Genomic DNA, 25533 nt, shown 5'->3' with positions numbered 1-25533 from the left:
CATGACCAGTTTCACCCCGCCCGTAGCCGACATGCAATTTCTGCTGCATGAGGTGCTCAGGGTCTCCGAATCCGGTATTCCGGGCTATGGCGATCTTGATGCCGGCTTCACCTCGGCCGTTCTGGACGAGGCGGGAAAACTGTCACGCGACCTCCTCGAGCCGCTGAACGCGGTCGGCGACCGTGAAGGATGCCGGCTGGAAAACGGCGTCGTCCGGACACCGACGGGCTTTGCCGAGGCGTTCCGCACCCTTCGTGAGGGTGGCTGGACCGCGCTTGATTGCGATCCGGCCTATGGCGGTCAGGGCCTGCCCTACCTGATGCATACGGCCGCGAACGAGTTGTTCGTCAGCGCCAATATGGCCTTCAATATGTATCAGGGACTGACGCATGGCGCCTATTCGGCGATCCAGGCGCACGGCACGGACGCACAGAAGGCGATCTATCTGCCGAGGATGGTGACCTGCGAATGGACAGGCACCATGAACCTGACCGAACCGCATTGCGGCACCGACCTCGGCCTGATGCGCACGAAGGCCGAGCCGCAGACGGATGGCAGCTATCTCATTACCGGCCAGAAGATCTTCATCTCGGCCGGCGATCATGACATGGCTGAAAACATCATCCATCTGGTCCTTGCCAAGGCACCAGGCGGAGGCGAGGGGACAAAGGGCGTTTCGCTCTTCATCGTGCCGAAGTTCCTTGTCAACGCCGACGGCACTCTCGGTGCCCGCAACGCGGTGTCGGTGGGCAAAGTCGAAGAGAAGATGGGCATCCACGGCAACGCGACCTGTGTGATGAACTATGATGGCGCGACCGGCTGGCTGCTTGGCGACCTGCACAAGGGCATGCGGGCTATGTTCACCATGATGAACGAAGCGCGTCTGGGTGTCGGCCTGCAGGGCTATGCCGTGGCGGAGGCCGCCTATCAGAACGCCGTCGCCTATGCCAAGGATCGTCTGCAGGGCCGCGCAATCACCGGCGCCGAGAATCCGTCGGGCCCGGCCGATCCGCTGATCGTGCATCCCGACATCCGCCGCAACCTGATGGACCAGAAAAGCTTCGTCGAAGGCGCGCGCGCCTTCACTTTCTGGGGCGCCTCGCTGATCGACCGCGCGCATCGCATGAACGATGCCGAGGCTGACGGCCTGATCTCGCTTCTCACCCCGGTCATCAAGGGCTTCCAGACCGACAAGGGCTTTGAGATGACCGTGGCCGCGCAGCAGGTCTATGGCGGGCATGGCTATATCGAGGAACAGGGCATGTCCCAGTTCGCCCGTGATGCCAGGATCGCGATGATCTACGAAGGCGCCAACGGCATCCAGGCGCTGGACCTCGTGGGCCGCAAGCTGGCAGCCGATGGCGGCAAGCACACCATGGCCTTCTTCGATCTGGTGAAGGCCTTCCTGAAGGAGAACGAGGGCGACGCCCGGCTCAAGGCGGGTTTCCTGGACCCGCTCAAGGCCGCCTCGAAACACCTGCAGGCGGCCGGCATGTTCTTCATGGCCGAGGGCATGAAGAACCCCAACACCGCGCTCGCGGGGTCCTATGACTTCATGCACATGATGGGCCATGTCTGCCTTGGCCTGATGTGGGCGAAGATGGCGAAGGCGGCCTATGCAGCGCTCGACGCGGGCGCGGGCGACCGGGACTTCTACGAGGCAAAGGTCGCAACCGGGCGCTACTACATGGCGCGCCAGCTTCCGGCGACTGCGATGCATCTTGCCCGGATCCAGTCCGGAGCCGATCCGGTCATGGCACTCGCTGCCGAGACCTTCTAGGCTCGGCTCATGCCCTAAGGGAGGACCGCATGCCGAAGCGCTTTCGCCTGACCCGCCGCTTTCCGGTCGCCATGACAGAGGACGGCTACCGCCGGCTGAAGCGCTTTGCAGATGAAGCGGGGCTGGAAGAGGGCGAGGCCTTGTCCTTCCTGTTCGAGCATTTCGACAGTGTGATGGACAAGGACAACCTCACCCACCGGCTGCGCCTGTTCAACTCCGAACTGGACGCGCGCAAGAAATGAGCGGGACGGGCGACATGACGGGCGAGAAGCTGCGCCCCGGCCGTACGGCGCTTTCGACGCCGATCCGGTCCCTCGACCTCCGGCCGGGGCGGCTTCTCCTCGGGCGGTCATCGGCTCCCCAGCCTGTACCGCAAGGGCAGTCCTACCTGCTCAAGATTAACAAACCCTTATTCTTCTTGGGAAAAGTACCCCACGGGGGTGCGGGGGTGTGAAACCCCCGCTTCCACGGCATCCAATGGGAGGGACGGATGGTCGCGAAACTCTACTGCTTCGGTGAAAGCGGCAATGCCTACAAGGTGGCGCTGGCGCTGACCTTCACCGGCACGCCCTGGGAGCCGGTCTTTGTCGACTTCTTCCGCGGCGAGGCGCGCAGCCCGGCCTTCAAGGCGATCAACGAGATGGGCGAGGTGCCGGTCTTCGTGGACGGCGACCTCAAGCTCACCCAGTCCGGCGTGATCCTCGATTACATCTCCCGCAAGACCGGCCGCTTCTATGGCGCGGGCGAGGTCGAGCGGATGGAAGTCCTGCGCTGGCTCTTCTGGGACAACCACAAGCTGTCGGGCCAGATCGGCACCACGCGGTTCCTGTCGAACTTCCTCGCCGAGGAAAAGCGACCCCAAGGCGTGATCCCCTTCCAGCAGGGCCGGCTCAAGGTCGCCTACGGCATCCTGAACGACCACCTTGCCGGGCGTGACTGGATCGTTGGCGACGGGCCGACGATCGCGGATTTCTCCTGCTGCTCCTACCTCTACTATCCCGAACCCTTCGGCTTTTCCCGCACGGACTGGCCGAACGTCGACGCCTGGCTCACCCGCATTTCTGAGTTGCCGGGCTGGAAGCACCCCTACGACATGATGCCCGGCAACCCTTCCGACCGGGCCTGAGGAGACGAGAATGACCGACGCCTACATCTACGATGCCGTCCGCAGCCCCCGCGGCAAGGGCCGGCCCGACGGCAGCCTGCACGAGGTCACCTCCGTCTCGCTCTCGGCCAAGATGCTGAACGCGGTGAAGGAGCGGAACGGCCTTGAAGGGCACGCGGTCGAGGATGTGATCTGGGGCAACGTCACACAGGTGGGCGAGCAGGGCGGCTGCCTTGCGCGGTCGGCGGTGCTGTTGTCCGACCTTGATGAACGCATCCCTGGCCTGTCGATCAACCGCTTCTGCGCCTCTGGCATGGAGGCGGTGAACCTCGCCGCCAACCAGGTGAAGGGCGGGGCGGGACAGGCCTATATCGCGGGCGGGGTCGAGATGATGGGTCGGGTTGCCATGGGCTCGGACGGGGCGGCCATTGCCGTCGATCCGTCGCTGGCCATGAAGACCTATTTCGTGCCGCAGGGCATCTCGGCCGACATCATCGCCACGCAATATGGCTTCAGCCGCGATGACGTGGACGGCCTCGCCGTCGAAAGCCAGCGCCGGGCGGCGGAAGCCTGGAAAGACAACCGGTTCGCGAAGTCCATCGTGCCGGTGAAGGATCAGAACGGCCTGACGATCTTGAGCCATGACGAATACATGCGCCCCGGCACCGACATGCAGACGCTTGGCGCGCTCAAGGCAAGTTTCAAGGACATGGGGGAATCCATGCCCGGCTTCGACAAGCTCGCCCTGATGAAATACCCGCATCTGGCTAAGGTCGAGCATGTCCACCATGCCGGGAACTCCTCGGGCATCGTCGATGGTGCTGCCGCGATCCTGATCGGCAGCAAGGAATTCGGGCAGGCGCATGGCCTGAAACCGCGTGCCCGCATCCGGGCGACCGCCAAGATCGGCACCGATCCGACGATCATGCTGACCGGCCCGGTGCCGGTGACCGAGAAGATCCTGAAAGACAGCGGCATGTCGATTTCGGACATCGACCTGTTCGAGGTGAACGAGGCCTTCGCCAGCGTCGTTCTGCGCTTCATGCAGGCCTTCGACGTGGATGCCAGCCGCGTCAATGTGAACGGTGGTTCGATTGCCATGGGCCACCCGCTTGGCGCGACCGGCGCGATCATCATCGGCACGCTGCTTGACGAGTTGGAACGTTCGGGCAAGGGCGTGGGCCTTGCCACGCTCTGCATCGCCTCGGGAATGGGGGCGGCCACCATCATCGAAAGGGTCTGAGGAATGCCGAAGCTCGATCTCACTAAGGTGCCGGTCAAGTCCGGCTCGATCTACCCCTCTCCCTATGCCGAGATGATGGCGGGCCGGTCGTCGCTTCGCCTTGGCGATGCGGGCGGGCTCACGCAGTTCGGTGTCAACCTAGTGATGCTGGAACCGGGCGCGGTGTCCAGCCTGCGCCACTGGCACCTGAACGAGGACGAGTTCGTAATGGTGACCGAAGGCGAATGCGTCATGGTGCAGGACGAAGGCGAGACGGTCATGCGCCCCGGCGACTGCGCGGCCTTCCCGGCGGGCAGCACCAACGGGCACCATTTCCTGAACCGCACTGACAAGGTGGCGAAGTTCCTCGTCGTCGGCACCAAGGCCAAGACCGAGGTCGCAACCTATTCCGATGTCGATCTCAAGGTCGAGATCGGCGGCGGCAAGGCGCGGTTCACCTACAAGGACGGCACCGACTGGACGGGGCCGAGGTGAAGGTCGATCCGGCAAAGGCGCCCGTCAGCGGCGAGAACGGCGTCAGCACACTGCACCTGTCGGTCGCGGGCGGGCTGACGCAGTTCGGTGCCTATGTCGAGACGCTCGCGCCCGGCGCCTGGTCCTCGCATCGCCACTGGCACGACAGCGAGGACGAGTTCCTCTACGTGCTGGAGGGCATCGTCACGCTGCGCGACGACAATGGCATGACCGACCTGCATCCGGGCGATGCGGTCTGCTGGCCGCATGGCAATCCGAATGCCCATCACCTGACCAGCCGCTCCGATGCACCGGTGCGTTACCTGATCCAGGGAAGCCGTGTCGCGCGGGACACCTGCCGCTATCCCGACTCTGGCCGGGTGCTGAAGAATGGCGACACGCGCTGGCAGCTGGTCGAGGCGGACGGCACTGTGGTTCGTGAGGGCGACTTGCCAGCCGAACTCCTGAACCTGCCAGCGGTCTGGGGCACGCCTTTCGATCCCGCGACCCCGCATCCGCAAGTCTTTCGTGCCGCTGAGGCCACTTGGCTGGACGATCCGGACACCGCGCACCCGATCCTAGGAACCGGTCCGGGGCCTTACCGCTATCGCCTCATCTCCGACCTTGGCGGGATCAGCCAGTTCGGCGCCTTTGTCGAGGAATTGCCGCCCGGTTCCCGCTCGGGCCGCCGACACTGGCACGAGACCGAGGACGAGATGATCCTGATGCTCGAAGGCGAAGCCGTGCTGGTCGAGGACCACGAAACCACCCTCGTTCCGGGCGACATGACCTGCTGGGCGGCGGGCGTTGCGGTCGGTCATCGGCTCGACAACCGCTCGGACCGGCCTGTCCGCTACCTCGTCATTGGCACGCGGCATGAACGCGACCGCATCCACTACACCGACCACGATCTCATCACCGAAAAGGACGGCACCTTGCGACATTACTTCCGCCGCGACGGCAGCCGCCACGCACAAGGACCCCGACCATGAGCGATTTCACCTCTGTCACCGATGCCGACGGCGTTGCCGTCATCACCTGGGACGTGCCCGGCAAGTCGATGAACGTCATGTCGATGGAGGCCTTCAACCTGCTCGACCGGCTGGTCGACGCAGCACTCGCCGATCCAGCGGTGAAGGGCGTCGTCATCACGAGCGCCAAGAAGGACTTCGCCGGGGGCATGGACCTGAACGTCATCGCCCGGATGCGTGAGGGCGGTGCACAGGCGCTGTTCGACGGGCTGATGGGAATGCACGGCGTGCTGCGCAAGATCGAGCGCGCGGGGATGGACCCCAAGACGCTCAAGGGCGGCAAGCCGATCGTTGCCGCGCTGCCGGGTACCGCGCTTGGTATCGGGCTTGAACTGCCGCTCGCCTGCCACCGCATCATCGCGGCAGACAACCCCAAGGCCAAGATCGGCCTGCCGGAGATCCTGGTCGGGATCTTCCCCGGTGGTGGCGGCACCACGCGGCTGGCGCGCAAGATGGGCGCCATGATGGCGGCGCCTTTCCTTCTGGAGGGCAAGCTGTCCGACCCGAAGGCCGCCAAGGCCGCTGGCCTGATCGACGATGTCGTGGCGCCAGAGGATCTTCTTGCTAAGGCGAAGGAGTGGGTGCTGAGCGCCAAGGATGCCGATCTGGTGAAGCCCTGGGATGCCAAGGGCTACAAGATGCCCGGCGGCGCGCCCTATCACCCTGCGGGGTTCATGACCTTCGTCGGCGCGAATGCCATGGTCATGGGCAAGACGATGGGTGTCTATCCGGCTGCGAAGGCGCTTCTGTCGGCGGTCTACGAAGGTGCGCTCGTGCCCTTCGACACTGCACTGAAGATCGAGGCGCGCTGGTTCACCAACCTGCTTTTGAACCCGTCCTCGACCGCGATGATCCGCTCACTCTTCATCAACAAGGAGGCGCTGGAGAAGGGCGCGAACCGGCCGAAGGTGCCGGACCAGTCGGTAAAGAAACTTGGTGTCATCGGCGCGGGAATGATGGGGGCGGGCATCGCCTATGTCAGCGCCAATGCCGGGATCGAGGTCGTGCTGATCGACGCGGCGCAAGAGGCGGCCGACCGCGGCAAGGCCCATTCGGCCGACCTGCTCGACAAGGGCATGAAGCGCGGCAAGGTCACGCCCGAGAAGAAGGCCGAGATGTTGGGCCGGATCACCGCGACCACCGACTATGCCGCGCTTGCCGGCTGCGACCTGATCGTGGAGGCGGTGTTCGAGGATCCGAAGGTCAAGGCCGAGGTGACGGCCAAGGTCGAGGCGGTCGTTGGTCCGGACTGCATCTTCGCCACCAACACCTCGACACTGCCGATCACTGGGCTCGCCAAGGCCAGCCAGAGGCCCGAACAGTTCATCGGCATCCACTTCTTCTCGCCCGTCGACAAGATGAACCTGGTCGAGATCATCCGGGGCAAGGCCACGGGCGACCGGGCGGTGGCCAAGGCGCTCGATTTCGTCCGCCAGATCCGCAAGACGCCGATCGTCGTCAACGACGCGCGGTTCTTCTACGCCAATCGCTGCATCATCCCCTACATCAACGAAGGCATCCGCATGGTCGCCGAAGGGGTCGAGCCGGTCTTCATCGAGAATGCGGCGAAGCTGGTCGGCATGCCGCTCGGCCCTCTGCAACTGGTGGACGAAACCTCGATTGATCTCGGCGTGAAGATCGCCAAGGCGACGAAGGCGGCCACGGGCGAAGCCTATCCCGATGGCGCGGTGGACGAAGTGCTGTTCGCCATGGCGGGCGAGGGGCGGCTGGGTCGCAAGGCCAATGCGGGTTTCTATGCGTATGACGTGTCGGGCAAGCGCGAAGGGCTTTGGGAGGGGCTGGCTGCCCACTGGCCAGTCGCCGATGCCCAGTCGCCGCTGACCGACGTCGAGCATCGCCTGCTGATGATCCAGGCTTTGGAGGCAGTGCGGGCGCTCGAGCAAGGTGTACTGACCGACATCCGCGAGGGTGATGTCGGCGCGATCCTGGGCTGGGGCTTTGCACCGTGGTCGGGCGGACCGTTCAGCTGGCTCGACATCATCGGTGCGGCTCGGGCCGTGGAGATCTGCGACGCGCTGACGGCGCGCCATGGCGACCGCTTCGCCGCACCGGAGCTTCTGCGCGAGATGGCGGCGAAAGGCGAAAGTTTCTACGGCCGTTTCGCTCCGGCGGCCAAGGCGGCCTAAGGGTCGAAGCGGTAGCCGAAGCGCCCGATATCCTCGGCGCAGAGGCGTGCGAGGAGGTCCGCTGTCGCTGCATCGTAATAAGGCCGCCAGTCCCGCTGGCGGTCGCTTTCATTGGTGCGGGGCAGGGGCGTCACCCTGAACCCCAGATGCGCCTCGAATGGGGCGAGGTCTTCGTCCAGATGCTCCAGCCGGGCATAGAGGGAACAGCGCTCCATCCCGGTCGGGTCGCGCATGTAGGCGCCGTAGGGCCAGGCGGCAAGGCTGGCCTGCGTTTGCGGATGGGCGAGGAAGCCCGCGAAATCGTGGACCTTGGCCAGACCAACGGCGGGATGCGCAAAGGATTGCGCCCGTAGCCAGTGATAGTAGCTGACAGCGCGATCCCACGGATTACGAACAAGAGTTAGGGTAAATGCGGCATCCAGATCGTCATCGCTGACCATCCCTGCAATGTCGGCAAGCGTGGAGTGCTTCCACAGCCGCCCGGCTGCCTTCACTCCATTCAGCCGCCCACGCCGGGCGCGGGCCTTCGGCGTGTCGCCGATCAGGATGTCGTCCTTCATCGCGCGCGCTTCCAGCGCCAGAGTCAGGGCGGTGCCGCCGGTCTTGGGGATGTGGACAAAGATGTACCTGCGGCCGTGCGAGATGATCATGGCCGCCTGAACCTCAGACCGCGTTCGGAAGCGGCCGCCCCTCGGCGAAGGCGATCAGGTTGTCCACCGCCATGAGGCCCATCGAGGTTCGCACCTCCAGCGCGGCCGTCCCGAGATGGGGCAGGAGGGTGACGTTGTCCATCGTCAGCAGGGCAGGCGTGATCTTCGGCTCAAACTCGTAGACATCCAGTCCCGCTCCGGCGATCATTCCGGTCTGCAAGGCGTCCACCAGCGCTTCCTCATGGACGATGTCGCCCCGCGCGATGTTGACGAATATCGCGCTCGGCTTCATCCGCGCGAGGGCCTTCGCGTCGATCAGACGCTTTGTCTCGGGCGTCGCAGCCAGAGTGACCACCACCACATCAGCCCCGAGCGCCTCTTCGAAGGAAACTTGCCGTGCCGGAACGCCCGGATCAGGAACGGGCGAGCGGTTATAGAAGATCACGCTCATCCCTAGGCCGAGCGCGCAGCGCCGCGCGACCGCCTTGCCGATCCGGCCCATGCCGATGATGCCGACCGTCTTTCCTCCTGGATGCATCCCGAGAAGCTGCGTCGGATGCCAGCCATCCCACTTGCCTGAGCGCAGCAGGCGCTCTCCCTCGCTGGCCCGCCGCGCGGCCATCAGGATCAGAGTGAGGCCGATGTCGGCGGTCGCCTCGGTTACAGCGCCAGGGGTGTTGCTCACGGCCACACCTGCCGCTCGGGCTGCCGCAACGTCGATATGGTTATATCCCACCCCGAAGTTCGCAAGCAGCTTCGTCCGGGGCTGCGGGACATCCGCAAACACCTGGGCGTTGAAGGCATCGCGCAGGGTTGGCAGAACTAGATCGAAGTCGCGCAAGGCCGACCGCAGTTCCGTCTCGCCAAGCGGCACAGTTTCCGGCCGAACCACGGTCTCAAACCGGGCAGACGCGGCATCGACAATGGCTTTGGGTAGGGGCCGTGTAATGAGAAGGCGCATCAGAAAAGTCTCCCGCCAAGTGGCACGTCATGTCCAGGGCCGATCAGGACCACTTCGCCGTCCTCGTCCGGTACGCCGAGTACCAGTACCTCGGACATTACCTTGCCGATCTGGCGCGGAGGAAAATTGACGACCGCCAGCACTTGCCGACCAACCAGCCCCTCTGGAGTGTAGTGGCGGGTGATCTGGGCTGACGACTTCTTTTCTCCGATCTCCTGTCCGAAATCGACCCAGAGCTTGATCGCGGGTTTTCGCGCCTCGGGAAAGGGTTCGGCGCGGGTGATACGGCCGACACGGATGTCGACCTTCAGGAAATCGTCAAAACTGATCGTCACTTGCCCAACTCCCGTCCGCGATCTGCCGCGGCTTTCACCGCCTTCCGCAGGAGCGGCGGAAAGCCGGTCTCGGGATCCATGAGGACCTTCAGCGCCGCTGCGGTTGTCCCTCCGGGCGAAGTGACGTTCACCCGCAATTGCTCGGCGCTTTCCGGTGCGCGGTTGGCAAGTTCACCTGCACCGGTGACTGTGGCCCGCGCGAGTTGCATCGCCAGATCTGGGGGCAACCCTTCGGCCACGCCGGCAGCGGCCAGCGCCTCGATCAGGTGGAAAACATAGGCGGGACCGGAGCCGGACACGGCCGTCACGGCATCCATCTGATGCTCGCCCTCGAGCCGGACCACATGTCCGACAGCGGAGAGGAAAGTCTCGGCCGTCGCCAGATCTTCTTCTGTCGCTGCGGCGTTGCCGGTAATGGCGGTGATGCCACGCCCGACCGCCGCCGGTGTGTTGGGCATTGCGCGCACTACCGGTGTGGCCGCTCCCAAGACCTGCTCGTAGAAACCGATCGGGGTCCCCGCCGCGACCGAGACGAACAGCGTCTCGCCCCCGCCAAGCGGTGTCAGCACCGGCAGAGCGTCCGACATCATCTGCGGCTTGACGGCCACGAGGACGATGGCGGGGCTGTCAGGCAGCCCCTGATTAAGGTGCGCGCCCTTGGTTGCCAGGCCTTTCAGCCAGTCTGTCGGATTCGGCTCAATCACCCAGACGGCATTCAGCGCCAATCCCTGTCGGAGCCAGCCTTCCAGCATGGCCGAGCCCATCTTGCCACAGCCAAGCAGGACCAGCCCCCGGCGGTTCACCTTGTCAAAACTCATCTGCCTTCCCCGATCGTTCGGGGGCCGAGGTTAGGCGCGCCCGTAGGCCTCGGCAATGGCGACTTTCATGGCCTCCGCTGGCGACCTTTCCGCCCAGGAGACAAGCTGGAAAGCCGGATAGAAGCGCTCGGCCGCCATGACCGCGCTGCCGATGAGGCGGTCGATCTGCTCTGGCGTTGCGACCTGCCCTCCCGAAAGTACGAGGCCGTACCGCCACACCATCAGTTTCTGCTCGGCCCAGAAGGTGAAGGCGCCCGTCCAGACCATGTCGTTGCAACGGTTCAGCACGTCGTAGAACTCGCCCATCCGCTTCTCGGGTGGCTCCATCTCGAAGGTGCAGATCAGGCGCAGCGTCTCGTCCTGTGCCGACCAGGCCAGGGTCAGCGAATACGTCCGCCACTGCCCTTCGACCGCCATGGCGATCTGGTCGTCGGTGACGCGGTCGAACTCCCAGTCGTGGTGCTCGGCCAGGGTTTCGACGATGTCGATCGGATGCAGATCCTCGGTCGACAGGAAGTCTTCGGAAAGCGACATATGCCCGGCCTCTTTATGAAGCTTCCGGCGGGCCGAGACCCACAAGAAGCTGGGTGTCTGGCAAGCTACGGCGTTTGCCCGACACCGCGCTTACTAGATATGGTGTGGCCAAAGAGGAAGCCTGTAAAGCAATTTCTTGATCAATCTCCTGTGGACAAATCCGATTGGCCCGCCGTTGCCTGCCGGCGGAGTTTTCAGCTCAAGTCGAGCGACTGCAGCCAGGTACGTACCCCGCCAAAGCCGCGGCGGAAGACGTTCACGGCTGTCGCCGGATTGGTCTTTTCAGTGGATGTTGAAGATGGGTTGCGCCAACGAGGCTCTTCTTTGGAGCCTCGACCCAGGTCACTTGGCCAATCGCGCGGTGGCTGATGTCGGCTTGGCTGGCCTGAGCCCAAATCCGCCTGTCAGAACATGATGTCGATCCGGAGCGACCCGACAACCTGATTGTGGGGCTGCCCCTCGAACTCCCGGCCCAACCACGTCAGACCGTAGAAGAAGCCGACCTGGTCGCCTTGCGCGTACATGCCAGCACGCAGTCGCCCGCGATTGTTGGCCAGTTCCGGGATCTCGCCAGACGGCAGATACACACTGTCGAAGACATAGGCATAGTCGCCGCCGACGAGGAAAGAGAGGCCGGGGGTACGATTGCCCGCGATTCCCCGATAGAGTTGGCCTGTCGAACTGTCGCGGAGCGGCAGCGAGTCTACCCAGTATTGCCCGATGAGAACGTCCGCACCCAAACGGATATAGGTCTCTGCGCCGGCTTGCGCCTCGGCGAACGGCCGTACACTCACGCTCGGACCAACCTGATACCGCCGACCGATCTCTCCAAGCAGAGTCGGGTACAGTCCGTTGTCTATCTGATGATCGGAGACGTTGACCTGCCCGAAGTTCAAGGCCCGGTGGACATCTTCCTGAAAGCTCGCGAGACCGGTCTGCTCGCCGGTCATCACAAGGTCTAGACCCACACTCGCTTCCAGTTTCTGAACGGCCCAGTGTGTGTGCACGCCGAAGCTTAGATTGCCGGCATAGTCGCGATCGTTCTCTGCCGGGTCCTCCAGGTTGTTTGGGGCAATGATCTCGCCGCGGAAACGGTATTCCAGGATAGCGCCAAAGGAAGTCGGCAATTCGCCTGACCATTCCGGTCCGACCACACGGCTGACCGTGTAGGAGCCTGTGCGCCATCTGTCCTCTTGGTCGGCAAGTCCGTCGTTGTTGAACAACCGCCCCCATCCCAGACCGGTCCGTTCCTGAGCAACGACAGGGCAGGAGAGGGACACCAATGCCATTCCTGCCACGCAGATGTTGGCAAACAGAAAAGGCATTCGACCGGGATGCCGCGAAAGAGGCGATGTTCCCACAACTCGAGCTGCCCGATAGACTGACGTCATCGAACTTCCTCCGTCAAGAAAGCCCCTCAACTGGAAATTCGCATATCAGGGCTAGAAAAGCATTGATGTAGACCATTTTTTTGGGAGCTGTTGTTCACTTGCCGACGTCGCTGCAAGGAGTGAAGTCAGAGACTGTGGCTGTCGCCGCCTTGAGGCTGTCAGACATCCAGTCAGGCTCGCGAACCGGCGGTACGCCAATTCCTGCGCCACCGTGAGGTCGTATGCAAAATCGCCTTGTTTTCGCTGACCTTGATCCATATAGGAGGCGGCGGAGTGGTGGCCGAGTGGTCGAAGGCACACCCCTGCTAAGGGTGCAGGCGGGGAACCGTCTCGAGGGTTCGAATCCCTTCCACTCCGCCACTTGCCCTTGCGAAAGCGTTCTCCCGATCCGGCTGCGGCCGGATTTTTCCGTTGTTTTCGGGGGTTATGCGGGTGGGGCTGTTAACCTACCCCGGTGCCAAGATCCTCGGAAGCGGTCTCTCTGGGCCGATATTCTCCAGACCTGTTGCCTGCGCCATTTTGGTGAATCTCCTGCAAGACAATGAAAAGTAACACTTTCTCCTTTCGCGCAGGCTGTGGCCTTCGAACCGTTCAACTGGATGCGGACCGGAACCCGGGTCGAAATGCACTCAGCCAATGAACGGGTTCACACTGCCCACTGCGATGAAAGAGCTTCGGCCTGACGAAGGACAGTTTGCACAGCAGCATCCTGTAAGTCAGGCGGGAAGCCATGCTTCCGCAAAATTCGTTTCACTAGCACGCGCATTCGAGCCCTGGCACTCTCGCGATGTGACCAGTCCACGGAAACGCTACCCTTGAGGCTGACGAGGAGTTCGTGCGCGATCACCTTGAGAGCGTCGTTGCCAATCAGTTCGACCGCGCTCTCATTTTCGGCGAGCGCGTCATAGAACGCGATCTCGTCCTGAGACAAGCCTTCATCCTCACCGCGCCTGCGGGCGGCGCGGACTTCTTTTGCGAGGTCGATCAGTTCCTGCAATACCTCAACAGTGCTGATCGCGTTCGTGTGGTAGCGGGCGATAGCGGCTTCCAGGCGCTCAGAAAAGCGCTTGGTCTCGACGACGTTCGTCTTGCTGCGCGAGCGGATTTCATCGTTCAGTAGCTTCCGCAAGGCCTCAAGTGCGAGGTTCTTTTTTTCAAGCTGCTGAACCTCTGCAAGGAATTCGTCCGACAGGATTGAGATATCCGGTGCCGTAATGCCGGCGGCAGCGAGAATGTCCACAATCTCTGTCGAGACGACCGCCCGATTGAGGATCTGCTGGATTGCGAACTCGCGATCGGCAGCGCTCTTTCCTACGCCGTCGGACGACTTTACTAGGGCGGCACGCACCGTCTGGAAGAAGCCGACTTCATCTCGAATGTTGCGGGCCTCATCGCTTGCAGAGGCCAAGGCGAAGGCCTTTGAAACTGCGAGCACGGAATCCTGATAGCGTCGTTTCTCGCGACGCTTGCCTTCCTCGCTGGATTCCCTTGCTGCAGCTTCATGCTGACGCGTCAGAATCCACTCGATCGCCTCTGCCAGAACGATCAGCCGTTCATGCGGTGTACCAGCCAGCCCCCGGGCATAGTCGAAGCCGTGATACATCGCCTTAACGACCTCGTACTTCTCAACGAGGACGGCGACCGCTTCGGCTTCATCGATTCCGGTCTGGCGCTGGTCAGAACCGGAATACTGACCGAGCGCATTCTTAAGGTTCTGGGCGATGCCGATATAGTCGACGACGAGGCCAGCCGGCTTGTCGCGGAAGACCCGGTTCACGCGGGCGATGGCCTGCATCAACCCGTGGCCCTTCATCGGCTTGTCAATATACATCGTGTGCATGGACGGGGCGTCGAAGCCGGTGAGCCACATATCCCGCACGATCACGAGTTTCAGCGCATCTTTTGGGTCTTTCGCGCGCTTCGCCAAGAGATCACGCCGCGCCTTGGTACCGATGTGCGGTTGCCAACTCTGCGGATCGGCAGCCGAACCGGTCATCACAACCTTGATCGCGCCCGCGGCATCGTCGTCGCTGTGCCAATCGGGCCGAAGCGCGATGATCTGGTTGTATAGCGCCACACAGATCCGGCGGCTCATGCAGACCACCATCGCCTTGCCGTCCATCGCGGCAACGCGATCCTCGAAGTGCCGCACCAGATCGGCGGCCACCATCGCCAGCCGCTTCTCGGAGCCGACCAGCGCCTCGACGGTCGCCCATCTGCGCTTGATCTTCTCCTGTTCAGTGACCGCTTCGTCTTCGGTCAGTTCCTCGATCTCGGCATCGATCTTTGGCTTCTCCTCATCGGGAAGCTCGATACGCGCAAGGCGGCTCTCGTAGTAAATCGGGACCGTAGCGCCGTCTTCTACCGCCCGGCTGATGTCGTAAACGTCGATGTATTCGCCGAACACGGCAGGCGTGTTGACGTCGTCCTTTTCGATTGGCGTTCCGGTGAATCCGATGAAGGACGCGTTCGGAAGGGCATCGCGCAGATACTTCGCGAAGCCATAGGCGATCTCGCCGGTCTTCTGTTCGATCCGTGCCCGGAAGCCATATTGGCTTCGATGGGCTTCGTCGGCGATCACGACGATGTTCTGGCGATCCGACAACATGGGATAGGTCGCTTCGCCGGTTGCCGGCGAGAACTTCTGAATGGTCGTGAAAATCACGCCGCCGGAGGCACGACTAAGCGCCGATTGCAGATCTTCGCGGCTTTCTGCCTGAATGGGCGTTTGCCGGATCAGATCGCGGCACATCGAAAACGTGCCGAAAAGCTGGTCGTCCAGATCGTTGCGATCGGTAATGACGACGATCGTCGGGTTCTCAAGTTCAGGACGCCGCACAAGCTGCCCGGCATAGAACGCCATCAGCAGGCTCTTGCCCGACCCCTGCGTGTGCCAGATCACCCCGACCTTTCGGTCGCCCTGGGGCGCCGACGCCTCAACGGTCTTGTCCACAGCGTGCCGCACGGCATGAAATTGATGATAGCCTGCGATGATCTTGGCGAGGCCCGAACCTGTCTCGCCGAACACCGTGAAGTCGTGCAGTAGATCGAGCAGGCGGCGACGCTCGAAAACGCCTTCGATCAGGATATTGAGTTCCGGCTGGCCCTTCGCGGCGATGACTTTTCCATCCGTGGTGCGCCAGGGCATGAAGCGCTCTTGATCGGCGGTCAGCGAGCCGACGCGGGCCGTGATGCCATCCGAGGTGACAAGGACGGCGTTCGTCCGGAAGAGCGAGGGGACTTGCGCCTTGTAGGTCTGAAGCTGGTTGTGAGCGCCGGCAAGCGTTGCGTTCTCGCCGCCCGGCGCTTTAAGCTCGATCACGCTAAGAGGCAGCCCGTTGATGAAGACCACGATATCCGGCCGCCGGTTGACGCTGCCTTCGATCACCGTGAACTGGCCCGTCGCCAGCCAGTCGTTCGCGGCAAGATCGTCGAAATCGATCAGGCGAACTTTGTCGCCGCGGATCGTGCCATCTTCGCTGTAGAATTCGACATCGACACCCTCGACCATCAGCTTGTGCAGGCGGCGGTTCTCTTCGACGAGCGACGGTTTCTCGGTAGCCAGAACCTTACGCAGTGCATCACTGTGCGCCTCAGCCGGAATCGCAGGGTTGAGCCTTTTAATGGCCGCTGTCAGCCGCCTGACAAGCACCACATCGGCATAGGCTTCCCGCTCGGGCGCTGTTCCGTCCGGGCCGATTTCTGTATCGGTGGCGATCGCGTAGCCGAGGCGAGCAAGATGATCGAGCACGACAGCTTCAACGGCAGCTTCCGAAAGGTATGCCATCACTCGCCACCCTCAAAAACCTGGAGGTATTCAAGAAGCATTGACTGCTCCTCGGCGGACAGGTGATCCTCAACAATCCGTATCCATACTGCCCCTGCTGGCGACCGAATCATTTCCAGATTTTGCGAAGCCCATCCGAACGTAGAAACGATGCCTTCAGTATCAATGGTGCCAACCTTTTGTCCGTCAGCAATTAGTTGCGCAATCGGATAGCATCGCCTCTGTCCGAGTTTCGTGTTGCAGATCGCATGCCCCCACGCGACATTCTGGGGAATGTGCTCAATGTCCGAATAGGTTAGCGGCACCATATGAAAAAGGTTCACCACCGTAGATCGGGTAGCGTTTGCGACCTGTTCAGCTGCATTGAGCAATGAGGCTTCATCGGAGAAGGCGATTTGGTCGTGAAGCTCGTTGTATTTGATTAGCTTCATGCACAACGGACACGAACTGAAGCCGCTCCTCACTAACCCAAGAGCTTCCCACTCTTTCGGGTCGAATAGCCCATAATAAGCGAGGATTGCCTCTAAATGCTCGGTTTGAGCAGCAACATAGGGGCTGTCCACTGTGTGAGCGGTAAGCCACGCCAATATACACTTCGCCAGGAAGTTCGCGTTCTCGTTTGCATACTCAGGCGCGAATATTCCTTGCGGTGGACCCTCCGTTCGCGCGGCGTTGTTGCCATGTGCTGCAATACGCAAGACGTACTCACCTTCGTCGATGGCTCCCGCGGATCTCTCATTGATTGGAACGCCATCTAAAGACAGAGAGCGCACCCGCCAGTTGGGCGGTGGCGGATAGGTCTGAAGCTGATGGTGGGTTCGATAAAGGACAAATGCGTCCTGCCCTGGTTTGGGCGCGTCAGCCGCAGCGAAGTAGGGCTTCGGCTGTCCAGGAGCGTCGAAATACTGATCCGGGAAAAGACGAATAACGAAGCCATCTTCATATTTGTGGAGTGGTGCCTGGCCTAATCGCTCGAAAGGAACAATGACCTTGTTGCTTCGCAAGACGTGGTTTTGATATGCTCCCTTTGCTCCGCCGCGTGGGGTAGCAAAGCCTGCCTTTGTGATTTTGTCCTTGTCCTTAGATGCAAGGAAACCCCATGCTTGTGATGGATGTGGATTGTGGCCACCGGAATGGCCTTGTTTCTTGAGGCACCCCGCGGATAGACACAGTGCCATCAGAGTTTTTCTCCGATCAATCGGCCGGAAAAGATTACGGGCAGAAGAGTTGAGTAAAACCCGTTCACTCGATCCCGAAGCGTTTGGAGGTGAAGGACCTCTTCCACGTCGATCGCGGAATGAGAAGTGGCATCGAGACACAGGGCAAGCTGCTTTGCAGCGGAAATTATTCTTAATATCTCTCGCTGCTTCTCAAGCGGCGGAACTGCCATCTCAAACTCGAACAGATCTCCCTTGTAAAGTTCCGGATACGTTGACCCGTTGGCTACAGCATCTAAATATCGACGATTTGCAAGAAGCCAGTATGCGAGATACGTGGGAAGCAGAGACTTTCCGCAAATGAAGTTGAGGAAGCCCTGGTTTGTGCACATGGGCACCGTCGCTATAGCCACAGCACCAACAGGAGCTCGCTTTGTCAGCATAACGGTGCCCACGGGCATCAGCTTGGCGGCGCTCCCTTGCATTCCGGCTGGGGTAATATTCCGCTCTGTGCTCGAAACATATAGGCCCCCTTCATTGCGCGTTATCTCCTTTGGCGTGAGCCAGGGAATATCGCCGTCCCAGTAGTCGTCATTGGATGTGCTTGGAGTCCCTCCGCTTTCAACGCGTTCGATGAAGCCGGATCTCGGGTTTGGCTCCAATGAGATGACAGTCCAGCCATTTGGGTGATCAAGAAAGGGCTCAGCCATTGAATAGGCCTTCAAAAATGTTGATTGACTTCTCGACTTCTGCCGGAAGGTTGACCAAAGCAGTCTTTAGTTGAACAAAGTCGCTTTCTAGCTGGCCTATTGCGCTGGACGAGATTTCTGACCGATCGAAACCAACGTATCGACCGGGAACAAGCGCCCAACGGTGCTTTGATATTTCTTCAACACTCACAGATCGACAGAAGCCCGGAACGTCCCGATAGGAGTGGCTCTTCCAGCTTCTATAGGATTGCGCAATCCTCGCAATTTCTTGATTCGAGAATTCGCGACGGGTCCGATCGACTAGGTGGCCCATTCCACGTGCATCAATAAATAGAACCTGTTTTCGGCGATCGGCGCCGTCCCGAAACATCTTGTTTCGACTCAAGAACCAGATGCTTGCGGAAATTTGAGTTGAGTAGAATAGCTGTACTGGAAGTGTCAGGATGCAAGAAACGAAGTCACCTTCAATCATTGCTCGACGAATTTGGCCCTCGGTAGTTTGGTTTGACGTTAGCGATCCGTTGGCAAGCACCACGCCGGCCGTTCCATTCGGTGTCAGGTGATGAAGAATGTGTTGTAGCCAGGCATAATTAGCGTTGCCCGAAGGTGGCGTCCCCAGCGTCCATCTGACATCGTCCCTTAGTCGCTCGCCGCCCCAGTCAGATATGTTAAATGGTGGGTTCGCGAGTATATAGTCAGCTTTGAGATCGCGGAGTTCATCTCTGTGGAAGCTGCCTTCATTGTTCCACCGTATGTCCGCGTCTATGCCACGCACCGCCAAGTTCATTTTGCAGAGCCGCCAAGTCGTGTAGTTCGACTCCTGACCATAGACGGCGATGTCGCCTATGCGTCCACCATGGAGTTCCACGAACTTTTCTGACTGCACGAACATTCCGCCCGATCCGCAACACGGATCGTAGACGCGGCCCTTGTAAGGTTCGATCATCTCGACCATCACTCGGACAACGGAGCTTGGCGTGTAGAACTCGCCGCCGCGCTTGCCTTCCGATCCTGCGAACTGCCCGAGGAAATACTCATAGACGCGGCCAAGCACATCGCGCGCCTCGCCCTTTTCCTGCCCAAGCGCGATGCCGGAAATTAGGTCGATCAGTTCGCCGAGCATCACTGCATTGAGCGCGGGCCGGGCGTAATCCTTGGGCAGCACACCCTTAAGGCTTTCGTTTCGCTTCTCGATGGCGATCATCGCCTCGTCGATCATCTTTCCGATCGATGGCTGCTTCGCGTTCGCCTGAAGGTGCGACCAACGGGCTTCCTTCGGCACCCAGAAGACGTTTTCGGCGGAGTATTCATCCGGGTCTTCGGCGCCGTCGGGATAATCGGCCATTAGCTCGGCGCGCTTGGCCTCGAAACTGTCGGAAATGTGCTTGAGGAAAATCAGGCCGAGCGCGACGTGCTTGTAGTCGGATGGCTCCATGTTGCCGCGCAGCTTGTCCGCGGCCTTGAAGAGATCAGCCTCGAACCCAAGGTTTCCGCCATTCCCATTGGCGCGAGGAGCCTTCGCGCGGGCGGCGACCGTCAGGGGTTCGTCGGCTCCGGCTTCTACCGCGCCGCCGAGAGAGACCGAACCGCCGCGACCACGCCCGGGCGTTACGGCGCCCTCGGCGACGAGTTCATCCTTCACCGAGTTGTAGGCAGCCTCGTCCCATTGCAGGGTTTCGCGCAAGAGCCCGTTGCCGGCTGAGCCACCAAGCTCCGCCAATGCCGCCACGAAACTGTCTTTTTTCGCCTGATCACCCATTTCGCCCCGCGTCACTTCTTTTCACCGGAGCGTGGCGTCTTCGCGCTTCGCTCCAACTCAATTTCCTTCAACCGCTCGAACTCCTCCACCGACATCACCACAACGACGGGCCGACCATGCTTGGCGACCGCAACAGGTTCGGCGCGGGCGAGGTCGATCAGCCGACCGAAGCCATACTTCGCGTCTTTCGCGCTCAGGGTCTGCATGCGACTCCCCGCTTATGTCTTCGCCACTTTTGGCCAATTTGGCCCAATGAAGCAATAGTGGCGTTTGCGCAGGATGTCAGAAGCGCGGTGTTCAAGGACTGGAGAAAGTGTCTCTTTGATCGCTCCAGCTCAGCGGGAACGGCTCCATCAGTCGGGCGAGCGTGACGTCACCGCCCTGTCGTCCTTCGAGAACGGCCTCGACGATGTCGGGCGCGAGCAGCGTGAGGCGCAGCACCCGAGTCAAGTAGGACGACGCGATCCCCTCGCGCTCGGCCAGCTCGGCGATCGTCGAGAACTCGCCAGACTCCAGCATCCGCTTCCAGCGGAAGGCGCGGGCCAGCGCCTTGACCAGCGTGTTGTCGGTCCTTCGCGGCAGGGTGGCGCCCTCGGGCAGTTGCATCTCCTTCCGCCCGCCGCGCTTCACGATGCGGAATGGCACGTGGATTGTGACCGTCTCGGGGACCGCCGTCGCGCGGGTCATGCCGCTGCTCCGATGCTGCCAGACAGCATCTCGCGCGCGAGCCCTCCGAGGCCGTCCATCCGGAGCCGGAAGTTGAGCCCGTTCGTGCCGATATCGACGCGCTCGACCAGCAGCGTGACTATGCGCGCCTGCTCGGCGGGGAAGAGTTCGTCCCACAGCGGGTCGAGCTGCTGCAATGCCCCGCGAGCGTCGACCTCGGAGACGTCGTCGGCTTGGGCACGCGCCGCCTTCCAAGTCCCCGCAACAATCTCTGGCTGTCGGAACACGGCACGGAGTTGGTCGATGACCGTGGCCTCGATCTCCCCTGCTGGCACGCGACCCACGGGGCATGACCCGGCACCGTGCTTCAGCACTGTCTGGCTGACGTAGTAGCGGTAGAGCCTGTCGCCCTTGCGCGTATGGGTCGGCGAGAACGCGGCGCCATCGGGACCGAAGAGTAGTCCCTTCAGCAGCGCTGGCGTGTCGGCGCGAGTCCGGGCGGCGCGCTTGCGTGGGCTTTCCTGCAGGATGGCGTGGACGCGGTCCCATGTCTCGCGGTCGATGATGGCTTCGTGTTCGCCGGGGTAGCTGTCGCCCTTGTGCACCGCCTCGCCGAGGTAGGCGCGGTTCGACAGCATCCGGTAGAGATACTTCTTGTCGATCCGGTTGCCGCGCGGGGTGCCAAGGCCCCGCGCACCGACCTCGCGGGCCAGAACCGTGCAGGACCCGATCTCGAGGAAGCGGGCGAAGATCCAGCGCACATGCGCTGCGGCGGCTTGGTCGACCAACAGCTTCCGGTTCTCGACCCGGTAGCCGAAGGGCGGCACCCCGCCCATCCACATCCCCTTCTTCCGACTGGCGGCGACCTTGTCCCGGATACGCTCGGCCGTCACCTCGCGCTCGAATTGGGCGAAGGACAAGAGGATGTTCAGCGTCAGCCGCCCCATGGAGGTGGTCGTGTTGAACGACTGCGTCACCGAGACGAAGGTCACGCCGTTCCGGTCGAACACCTCGACCAGCTTGGCGAAGTCGGCCAGCGAGCGGCTGAGGCGGTCGATCTTGTAGACCACCACTACGTCGACCAGCCCGTCCTCGATGTCGGCCATCAGGCGCTTCAGGCCGGGCCGTTCCAGCGTGCCGCCGGAGATGCCGCCGTCGTCATACTGATCGCGGACCAGCACCCAGCCCTCGGACCGCTGGCTGGCGATGTAGGATTCGCAGGCCTCGCGCTGGGCATGCAGGCTGTTGAACTCCTGCTCCAGCCCTTCCTCCGAGGATTTCCGGGTGTAGACCGCGCAGCGCAGCTTTCGGACGACCTTCGATTTTTCAGGCGGCTTCGTCATGTCCGCCCCCTGTGGTTCTTGAGGCCGAAGAACACCCAGCCGTTCCACCGCGTGCCGGTGATGGCGCGTGCGATGGCAGACAGCGATTTGTAGGGGCGTCCCTGCCATTCGAAACCGTCGGCGGTGATAGTCACGACGTATTCGACGCCCTGCCATTCGCGCAGAAGCCGCGTGCCCGTGATGGGGCGATCACGGTCGAGGCGGATGCCGCGCTTCTTCTTGTCGCCGCCGTCCAGTTCCTCGCCCAGCCGTTCCAGCCGCCGGACGGTCTCGGGTTTCAGCCCGCCATAGGCGAGTTCCTGGATGCGGTAGGCAAGGCGGGACTCGAGGTAGCGCCGGTTGAAGGGCGGCGGCTCACTGTCGAACAGGTCGCGCCACTGCTTCTTCAGGTCGGGCGTCGGCGTTGTCTTCAGCGCGGCCAGGCGCGCGGGGATGGGGTCGTGTGTCGTCATGCGGTCTCCGTTGGGTTCGGGGTTGCATGACGGCATCGGTCGGCCCGATAGTGTAGGCGAATTTCTCCAGTTTCGTCAGAAGGTTCGCCCCGCTCGCGCTGCATGAGCCTGACCAGCCCGAGAGCGAGCAAGGTGCACAACTCGGTGCGACGCTCGGCAGCGGTCATCTGGTCGGGCGGCAGGGGATTGGGGCGTTTCATGCTGGCAAGTCCAGGTTGGCTTGCCCTGCCTCTACTCACGCCCCCGTCAATACGTCCCAGCGTGTATGTGTGTACTGTATGCGCCGCTGGACTCGACTCATGGTTGATCCATGGTTTAGAACATAATCAGAACAAAGCGGCCGTTTGCGAGGTGTTCCCGTGGGTTCCGATCTCAAGAAGTTTGTAAATGCGAAGTTCCTCAAGACCGTCGATCCTGCACTCATGCGGACATTATTCGTTCGGCACTTTGGCGAAGATGGGCTCCCTTTGTCGTTCGAAGGCGATGCAGCGACCATTCGCGAAGCTTTGATCGCGTATTTCAAAGGCACCATTACAGGTTGGAATGCTGGAATGGTCGCCGATCTGCATCGCGTCGCCGAGCTTGGTACAGGCGAGGGCATGCAGCTTATCTTGAGCGAGGCCCGTCGCCGCGGTGTCGTTCTTTATACGGATCCCGACTCCGATGACGCCAATGCCGCGCCCGTCCGGCACGATCCCAAACACGTCGCGCTGCACACCTATCTGCTGCATCACCGCGTTTTCGAGGCAGCAGCCGACTTCCACGCCCTTCGGGCACCGACATCGCCTGCAGAGTTCCGCGGCCCAGAGCGAGACGTGGGTGCGGACCTGACCGAAGAAATGACCGAGGCTTTCAAGGCCGCGGTGATCAATCTGTTTTCCCAGGACCTGCAGGGTCAATATTGCCGCCTTGGGCCTTATGAAGAAGACGGCGAAATCAACCTGGTGATCAGCCATGGGGCGCAAGTCACCACAACGCCGGTGGTCACCGGCGATCGGGAAGAGATCATCACTCTTCGCGCGGTGAAGTATGCGGTGCTGCGCTACTCCCCGATGGAAGGACGCCTGTTCGTTGGCGGCGTAGTCAAGGCGCAGCAAGGCGAGATCGCCGAGCTTTTCGCCCGGCATATCTTGAGGCGGCCGGGCTTCTTCTCGGGGCGTGACGCGCGCGATCTCTACACGCTCGATCCGATCAGCGATGCCGGGCCCGATTTCGCGTTCCAGCATCGATATGATGCGACCATCAAGGAGGTCCGGATCGTGGCTGCCGCTGCTGACCTCTTCGAGCGGGATGAAGAGGATCAGCGCTGGCGGCATGTGCGCAGCTGGGAGTCGAAGGACGCATCCGGCGGCGCGCTGACGCATTTCCGGGGCAGCGAGGTGCGGTTCGGTCGGGGCTGGAGGTTGGGAGAGATCACCTTCCGGGTCGCCTTCGAAACAGGCGCAAAGCGACCTGCACAGGTCACGGTGCGGCTGAAGCCGCCGGGCACGCTCGCCTTCCGCCGGACGCGGTTTGAAAAGGCGATCCACACGCTGGTGCAGCGCAATGGGCTCGAGAAGGACCGCGATGCTGGCATGGTTGTGGACGCGGCTGAGTGAGGGCGGCGCCCGGGTCTCGATCTCGGGCCGGGCGTTGGGCCGCTTTCCCGCAAGCGAAGTCGAGCGCCTTTTGCGGGCGCAGGTGCTGATCGAAGAGCGGAAGGTAGATACCTGGTCGGTCTGCGCCGAGTGCGACTGCGGGCTTGATGCTCGCCCCCTCGAACAGTTGGACGACGCGTTCCGCGCTTGCTGCCCGCACGATCCGGCCGAAGACGTGATCCTTCAGAAGGACGATCTGAGCCGCTTTTCGGTCGACGCTGACCGGCTTGTGGCCCGGATTGCTGCCAGCGGGAATCTGGGCGGCGCAGTTGCCTGCATTGCTGACGGCGTCTGGCTGTTGGGGGAGACCCCATCCGGGCATGCCGTGGTCCTGTCATTCGATGCTGAAGATCTGGTTGCGCCGGGCGCTGTGATGGCGATCAGGGCGGCCGTGGGGCCGAAGCCGATCTTGGCAATCGTCCACGACCTTTCCGCGGCAATCGCTGTCAGATTGCGGGAGGTTGGGATCGAGCCCCAAGAGATCGCGGCGGTTTTCAAGGCGGGAACAGTTGGCACGGAACGCCTCGTCCTCAATCCGCCATCTTCAGTGCCGCGCCTTGTCGTGAAGCTTTCGGCGCAATCGGTCACTCTCGACGGGCGTCGGCTCGACCTGCCGACACAGATGTTCGCGCTGTTTCGTCTGCTGATCGAGCAATCCGCCAAGCGTGATCCTGTCCTGAAGAATCAGGAGATCGAGACGCAGACCGGCCGGCCGCCCAACCAGATCATTCGGGACCTTCGGAAGGCGTTGGTCAGTTGTGGGCTGACCAGCGACCAAGCAAAGGCGTTGGTCGCGACGGTGCATGCGCGCGGCTATCGGCTCGGCCTCGACCCTGCCGAAGTGGTCATCGAGCCCTGAGGCCGTCACACACAATCCGCACATAACAAACACACGGCAATCACACCGGCAGCAGCGGTCTGAGCGGCACATTCGGAACAACAGCAACATGTTCCGAGGTGCTCCCGAATGTTTCCGCCGATTTCCCCCGACGACCTTGCCGCACTGATCGAAGAAGCGACCTTTGCCGCGCGCCGCCTGCATCGCAAGCTGGTGCTGCCCGCCGCCGATCTCGAAGATCTCCGCCAGGACCTGCTGGTCGACCTGATCTGCCGGTTGCCGGGTTTTGACGCCCGCCGTGGCAGCATCGGCGCCTTCGCCAACATCGTCCTGCGCAACCAGTCATCGCGCATCGCCATCCGCCATCACCGTCAGCGCCGCGCGCAGGGTGGCACGGTTTTGTCACTGAATGCACCCGTTTCAGGCGGCACCGAGCCGCTGGGTTGCATGCTGGCGGAGGCGGACGGTCTGGCCGCCTGGCATGGTCAGGACCGCTCCGCCGTGGATGATGCCGAGACCCATCACGATCTCGCCCGGGCGCTGGGCGATCTGCCGGACGACATGCGTGGCCTCTGCGCAGCACTTGGCACCTGTGCCGTTCCCGAGATCGTCAGCCGCACCGGCATCTCCCGTTCCGCCCTCTACCGCCACATCGCCCGCCTGCGGCTCGACCTCGCGATGCGCGGGCTCGGGGCGGAGTGGGACGGTTCCAAGGCGGCGTGAGTAGAGGACCGAC

Annotated in this window: 24 protein-coding genes and 1 tRNA gene; 11 read left to right on the top strand and 14 right to left on the bottom strand. The window is 62.1% G+C overall.

Going from position 1 to position 25533, the window contains the following annotated elements; genetic code table 11:
- Window position 1 precedes the first annotated feature (1 nt).
- The 7 genes from L0V05_RS16720 (at window position 2) to L0V05_RS16690 (ending at window position 7759) form a co-directional block, all read left to right on the top strand.
- On the top strand, window positions 2–1780 hold the full coding sequence (locus tag L0V05_RS16720) for an acyl-CoA dehydrogenase C-terminal domain-containing protein (RefSeq protein ID WP_234872492.1): 1779 nt from the start codon (window positions 2–4) through the stop codon (window positions 1778–1780).
- A gap of 29 nt (window positions 1781–1809) precedes the next feature.
- Window positions 1810–2022 (top strand): hypothetical protein, encoded by a 213-nt coding sequence (locus tag L0V05_RS16715; protein WP_234872490.1) that lies wholly within the window; start codon window positions 1810–1812, stop codon window positions 2020–2022.
- A 248-nt stretch (window positions 2023–2270) separates the two neighbouring features.
- Window positions 2271–2906 (top strand): glutathione S-transferase family protein, encoded by a 636-nt coding sequence (locus L0V05_RS16710; protein WP_234872488.1) that lies wholly within the window; start codon window positions 2271–2273, stop codon window positions 2904–2906.
- Window positions 2907–2916: 10 nt separating this feature from the next.
- On the top strand, window positions 2917–4128 hold the full coding sequence (locus tag L0V05_RS16705; RefSeq protein WP_234872486.1) for an acetyl-CoA C-acetyltransferase: 1212 nt from the start codon (window positions 2917–2919) through the stop codon (window positions 4126–4128).
- 3 nt (window positions 4129–4131) lie between these two features.
- A complete protein-coding gene (locus L0V05_RS16700; protein WP_234872484.1) occupies window positions 4132–4602 on the top strand; it encodes a cupin domain-containing protein in 471 nt (156 codons plus the stop codon).
- Window positions 4599–5573, top strand: coding sequence for a cupin domain-containing protein (locus tag L0V05_RS16695; RefSeq protein WP_234872482.1), 975 nt, complete (start codon window positions 4599–4601; stop codon window positions 5571–5573). Before L0V05_RS16700 ends, L0V05_RS16695 begins: the two co-directional genes overlap by 4 nt.
- A complete protein-coding gene (locus L0V05_RS16690) occupies window positions 5570–7759 on the top strand; it encodes a 3-hydroxyacyl-CoA dehydrogenase NAD-binding domain-containing protein (protein ID WP_234872481.1) in 2190 nt (729 codons plus the stop codon). Before L0V05_RS16695 ends, L0V05_RS16690 begins: the two co-directional genes overlap by 4 nt.
- Here L0V05_RS16690 and L0V05_RS16685 read toward each other — a convergent pair.
- The 6 genes from L0V05_RS16685 to L0V05_RS16660 all read right to left on the bottom strand — a co-directional run bounded on the left by L0V05_RS16685 (window position 7756) and on the right by L0V05_RS16660 (window position 12382).
- Window positions 7756–8409, bottom strand: a complete 654-nt coding sequence (locus L0V05_RS16685) for a sulfotransferase family protein (protein ID WP_234872480.1) — start codon at window positions 8407–8409, stop codon at window positions 7756–7758. The two genes, L0V05_RS16690 and L0V05_RS16685, sit on opposite strands and share 4 nt — an antisense overlap.
- Before the next feature lie 13 nt (window positions 8410–8422).
- Window positions 8423–9370: a 2-hydroxyacid dehydrogenase gene (locus L0V05_RS16680; protein WP_234872478.1), complete on the bottom strand. Its 948-nt coding sequence runs from the start codon at window positions 9368–9370 to the stop codon at window positions 8423–8425.
- Complete coding sequence (locus L0V05_RS16675; protein WP_234872476.1) at window positions 9370–9705, bottom strand: tRNA-binding protein; 336 nt, start codon at window positions 9703–9705, stop codon at window positions 9370–9372. Before L0V05_RS16675 ends, L0V05_RS16680 begins: the two co-directional genes overlap by 1 nt.
- Window positions 9702–10523, bottom strand: a complete 822-nt coding sequence (gene proC / locus L0V05_RS16670) for a pyrroline-5-carboxylate reductase (RefSeq protein WP_234872474.1) — start codon at window positions 10521–10523, stop codon at window positions 9702–9704. The genes L0V05_RS16675 and proC overlap by 4 nt, the downstream gene beginning before the upstream one ends.
- Before the next feature lie 30 nt (window positions 10524–10553).
- Window positions 10554–11057, bottom strand: coding sequence for a type III secretion system chaperone family protein (locus tag L0V05_RS16665; protein WP_234872472.1), 504 nt, complete (start codon window positions 11055–11057; stop codon window positions 10554–10556).
- A 404-nt stretch (window positions 11058–11461) separates the two neighbouring features.
- Window positions 11462–12382, bottom strand: a complete 921-nt coding sequence (locus L0V05_RS16660; protein ID WP_234872471.1) for a lipid A-modifier LpxR family protein — start codon at window positions 12380–12382, stop codon at window positions 11462–11464.
- A 336-nt stretch (window positions 12383–12718) separates the two neighbouring features.
- On the opposite strand from L0V05_RS16660, the gene L0V05_RS16655 reads away from it, so the two are divergent.
- A tRNA-Ser gene (locus tag L0V05_RS16655) sits at window positions 12719–12808 on the top strand.
- Window positions 12809–13094: 286 nt separating this feature from the next.
- On the opposite strand, the gene L0V05_RS16650 is transcribed toward L0V05_RS16655, so the two are convergent.
- From L0V05_RS16650 to L0V05_RS16615, 8 genes are all read right to left on the bottom strand, one after another.
- Complete coding sequence (locus L0V05_RS16650; protein WP_234872469.1) at window positions 13095–16235, bottom strand: type I restriction endonuclease subunit R; 3141 nt, start codon at window positions 16233–16235, stop codon at window positions 13095–13097.
- Complete coding sequence (locus L0V05_RS16645) at window positions 16235–17413, bottom strand: hypothetical protein (protein WP_234872467.1); 1179 nt, start codon at window positions 17411–17413, stop codon at window positions 16235–16237. The genes L0V05_RS16650 and L0V05_RS16645 overlap by 1 nt, the downstream gene beginning before the upstream one ends.
- A complete protein-coding gene (locus tag L0V05_RS16640) occupies window positions 17413–18102 on the bottom strand; it encodes a restriction endonuclease subunit S (protein WP_234872465.1) in 690 nt (229 codons plus the stop codon). Before L0V05_RS16640 ends, L0V05_RS16645 begins: the two co-directional genes overlap by 1 nt.
- Window positions 18095–19861: a type I restriction-modification system subunit M gene (locus tag L0V05_RS16635; protein WP_234872462.1), complete on the bottom strand. Its 1767-nt coding sequence runs from the start codon at window positions 19859–19861 to the stop codon at window positions 18095–18097. The genes L0V05_RS16640 and L0V05_RS16635 overlap by 8 nt, the downstream gene beginning before the upstream one ends.
- 11 nt (window positions 19862–19872) lie before the next feature.
- The gene (locus L0V05_RS16630; protein ID WP_234872460.1) at window positions 19873–20067 is read right to left on the bottom strand and encodes a type II toxin-antitoxin system Phd/YefM family antitoxin; all 195 of its coding nucleotides are present in this window, start codon (window positions 20065–20067) and stop codon (window positions 19873–19875) included.
- A 91-nt stretch (window positions 20068–20158) separates the two neighbouring features.
- Entirely contained in the window at window positions 20159–20548 is a 390-nt protein-coding gene (locus L0V05_RS16625; RefSeq protein WP_234872458.1) for a hypothetical protein, read from the bottom strand.
- A complete protein-coding gene (locus L0V05_RS16620) occupies window positions 20545–21870 on the bottom strand; it encodes a recombinase family protein (RefSeq protein ID WP_234872456.1) in 1326 nt (441 codons plus the stop codon). The genes L0V05_RS16625 and L0V05_RS16620 overlap by 4 nt, the downstream gene beginning before the upstream one ends.
- Entirely contained in the window at window positions 21867–22322 is a 456-nt protein-coding gene (locus L0V05_RS16615) for a DUF2924 domain-containing protein (protein ID WP_234872454.1), read from the bottom strand. Before L0V05_RS16615 ends, L0V05_RS16620 begins: the two co-directional genes overlap by 4 nt.
- Window positions 22323–22681: 359 nt before the next feature.
- Between L0V05_RS16615 and L0V05_RS16610 the strand changes: the two genes are divergently transcribed.
- The 3 genes from L0V05_RS16610 (at window position 22682) to L0V05_RS16600 (ending at window position 25520) form a co-directional block, all read left to right on the top strand.
- Complete coding sequence (locus tag L0V05_RS16610) at window positions 22682–23920, top strand: hypothetical protein (RefSeq protein WP_234872452.1); 1239 nt, start codon at window positions 22682–22684, stop codon at window positions 23918–23920.
- Window positions 23889–24818, top strand: a complete 930-nt coding sequence (locus L0V05_RS16605; protein ID WP_234872450.1) for a winged helix-turn-helix domain-containing protein — start codon at window positions 23889–23891, stop codon at window positions 24816–24818. The genes L0V05_RS16610 and L0V05_RS16605 overlap by 32 nt, the downstream gene beginning before the upstream one ends.
- Window positions 24819–24926: 108 nt before the next feature.
- Window positions 24927–25520, top strand: a complete 594-nt coding sequence (locus L0V05_RS16600) for a sigma-70 RNA polymerase sigma factor region 4 domain-containing protein (protein WP_234872448.1) — start codon at window positions 24927–24929, stop codon at window positions 25518–25520.
- Window positions 25521–25533 lie beyond the last annotated feature (13 nt).

The sequence above is a fragment of the Alitabrizicola rongguiensis genome, assembly GCF_021491355.1.
Taxonomy (GTDB): domain Bacteria; phylum Pseudomonadota; class Alphaproteobacteria; order Rhodobacterales; family Rhodobacteraceae; genus Aliitabrizicola; species Aliitabrizicola rongguiensis.
The sequence above is the reverse complement of the archived record's forward strand: the minus strand, read 5'-3'. Positions and strand labels throughout refer to the sequence as shown.

Bases quoted from the DNA above. Each gene is read 5' to 3' on its own strand.
- L0V05_RS16720 (WP_234872492.1), top strand. From the start codon at position 2: ATGACCAGTTTCACCCCGCCCGTAGCCGACATGCAATTTCTGCTGCAT.
- L0V05_RS16715 (WP_234872490.1), top strand. From the start codon at position 1,810: ATGCCGAAGCGCTTTCGCCTGACCCGCCGCTTTCCGGTCGCCATGACA.
- L0V05_RS16710 (WP_234872488.1), top strand. From the start codon at position 2,271: ATGGTCGCGAAACTCTACTGCTTCGGTGAAAGCGGCAATGCCTACAAG.
- L0V05_RS16705 (WP_234872486.1), top strand. From the start codon at position 2,917: ATGACCGACGCCTACATCTACGATGCCGTCCGCAGCCCCCGCGGCAAG.
- L0V05_RS16700 (WP_234872484.1), top strand. From the start codon at position 4,132: ATGCCGAAGCTCGATCTCACTAAGGTGCCGGTCAAGTCCGGCTCGATC.
- L0V05_RS16690 (WP_234872481.1), top strand. From the start codon at position 5,570: ATGAGCGATTTCACCTCTGTCACCGATGCCGACGGCGTTGCCGTCATC.
- L0V05_RS16685 (WP_234872480.1), bottom strand. From the start codon at position 8,409: ATGATCATCTCGCACGGCCGCAGGTACATCTTTGTCCACATCCCCAAG.
- L0V05_RS16680 (WP_234872478.1), bottom strand. From the start codon at position 9,370: ATGCGCCTTCTCATTACACGGCCCCTACCCAAAGCCATTGTCGATGCC.
- proC (WP_234872474.1), bottom strand. From the start codon at position 10,523: ATGAGTTTTGACAAGGTGAACCGCCGGGGGCTGGTCCTGCTTGGCTGT.
- L0V05_RS16665 (WP_234872472.1), bottom strand. From the start codon at position 11,057: ATGTCGCTTTCCGAAGACTTCCTGTCGACCGAGGATCTGCATCCGATC.
- L0V05_RS16660 (WP_234872471.1), bottom strand. From the start codon at position 12,382: ATGCCTTTTCTGTTTGCCAACATCTGCGTGGCAGGAATGGCATTGGTG.
- L0V05_RS16650 (WP_234872469.1), bottom strand. From the start codon at position 16,235: ATGGCATACCTTTCGGAAGCTGCCGTTGAAGCTGTCGTGCTCGATCAT.
- L0V05_RS16645 (WP_234872467.1), bottom strand. From the start codon at position 17,413: ATGGCACTGTGTCTATCCGCGGGGTGCCTCAAGAAACAAGGCCATTCC.
- L0V05_RS16640 (WP_234872465.1), bottom strand. From the start codon at position 18,102: ATGGCTGAGCCCTTTCTTGATCACCCAAATGGCTGGACTGTCATCTCA.
- L0V05_RS16635 (WP_234872462.1), bottom strand. From the start codon at position 19,861: ATGGGTGATCAGGCGAAAAAAGACAGTTTCGTGGCGGCATTGGCGGAG.
- L0V05_RS16630 (WP_234872460.1), bottom strand. From the start codon at position 20,067: ATGCAGACCCTGAGCGCGAAAGACGCGAAGTATGGCTTCGGTCGGCTG.
- L0V05_RS16625 (WP_234872458.1), bottom strand. From the start codon at position 20,548: ATGACCCGCGCGACGGCGGTCCCCGAGACGGTCACAATCCACGTGCCA.
- L0V05_RS16620 (WP_234872456.1), bottom strand. From the start codon at position 21,870: ATGACGAAGCCGCCTGAAAAATCGAAGGTCGTCCGAAAGCTGCGCTGC.
- L0V05_RS16615 (WP_234872454.1), bottom strand. From the start codon at position 22,322: ATGACGACACACGACCCCATCCCCGCGCGCCTGGCCGCGCTGAAGACA.
- L0V05_RS16605 (WP_234872450.1), top strand. From the start codon at position 23,889: ATGCTGGCATGGTTGTGGACGCGGCTGAGTGAGGGCGGCGCCCGGGTC.
- L0V05_RS16600 (WP_234872448.1), top strand. From the start codon at position 24,927: ATGTTTCCGCCGATTTCCCCCGACGACCTTGCCGCACTGATCGAAGAA.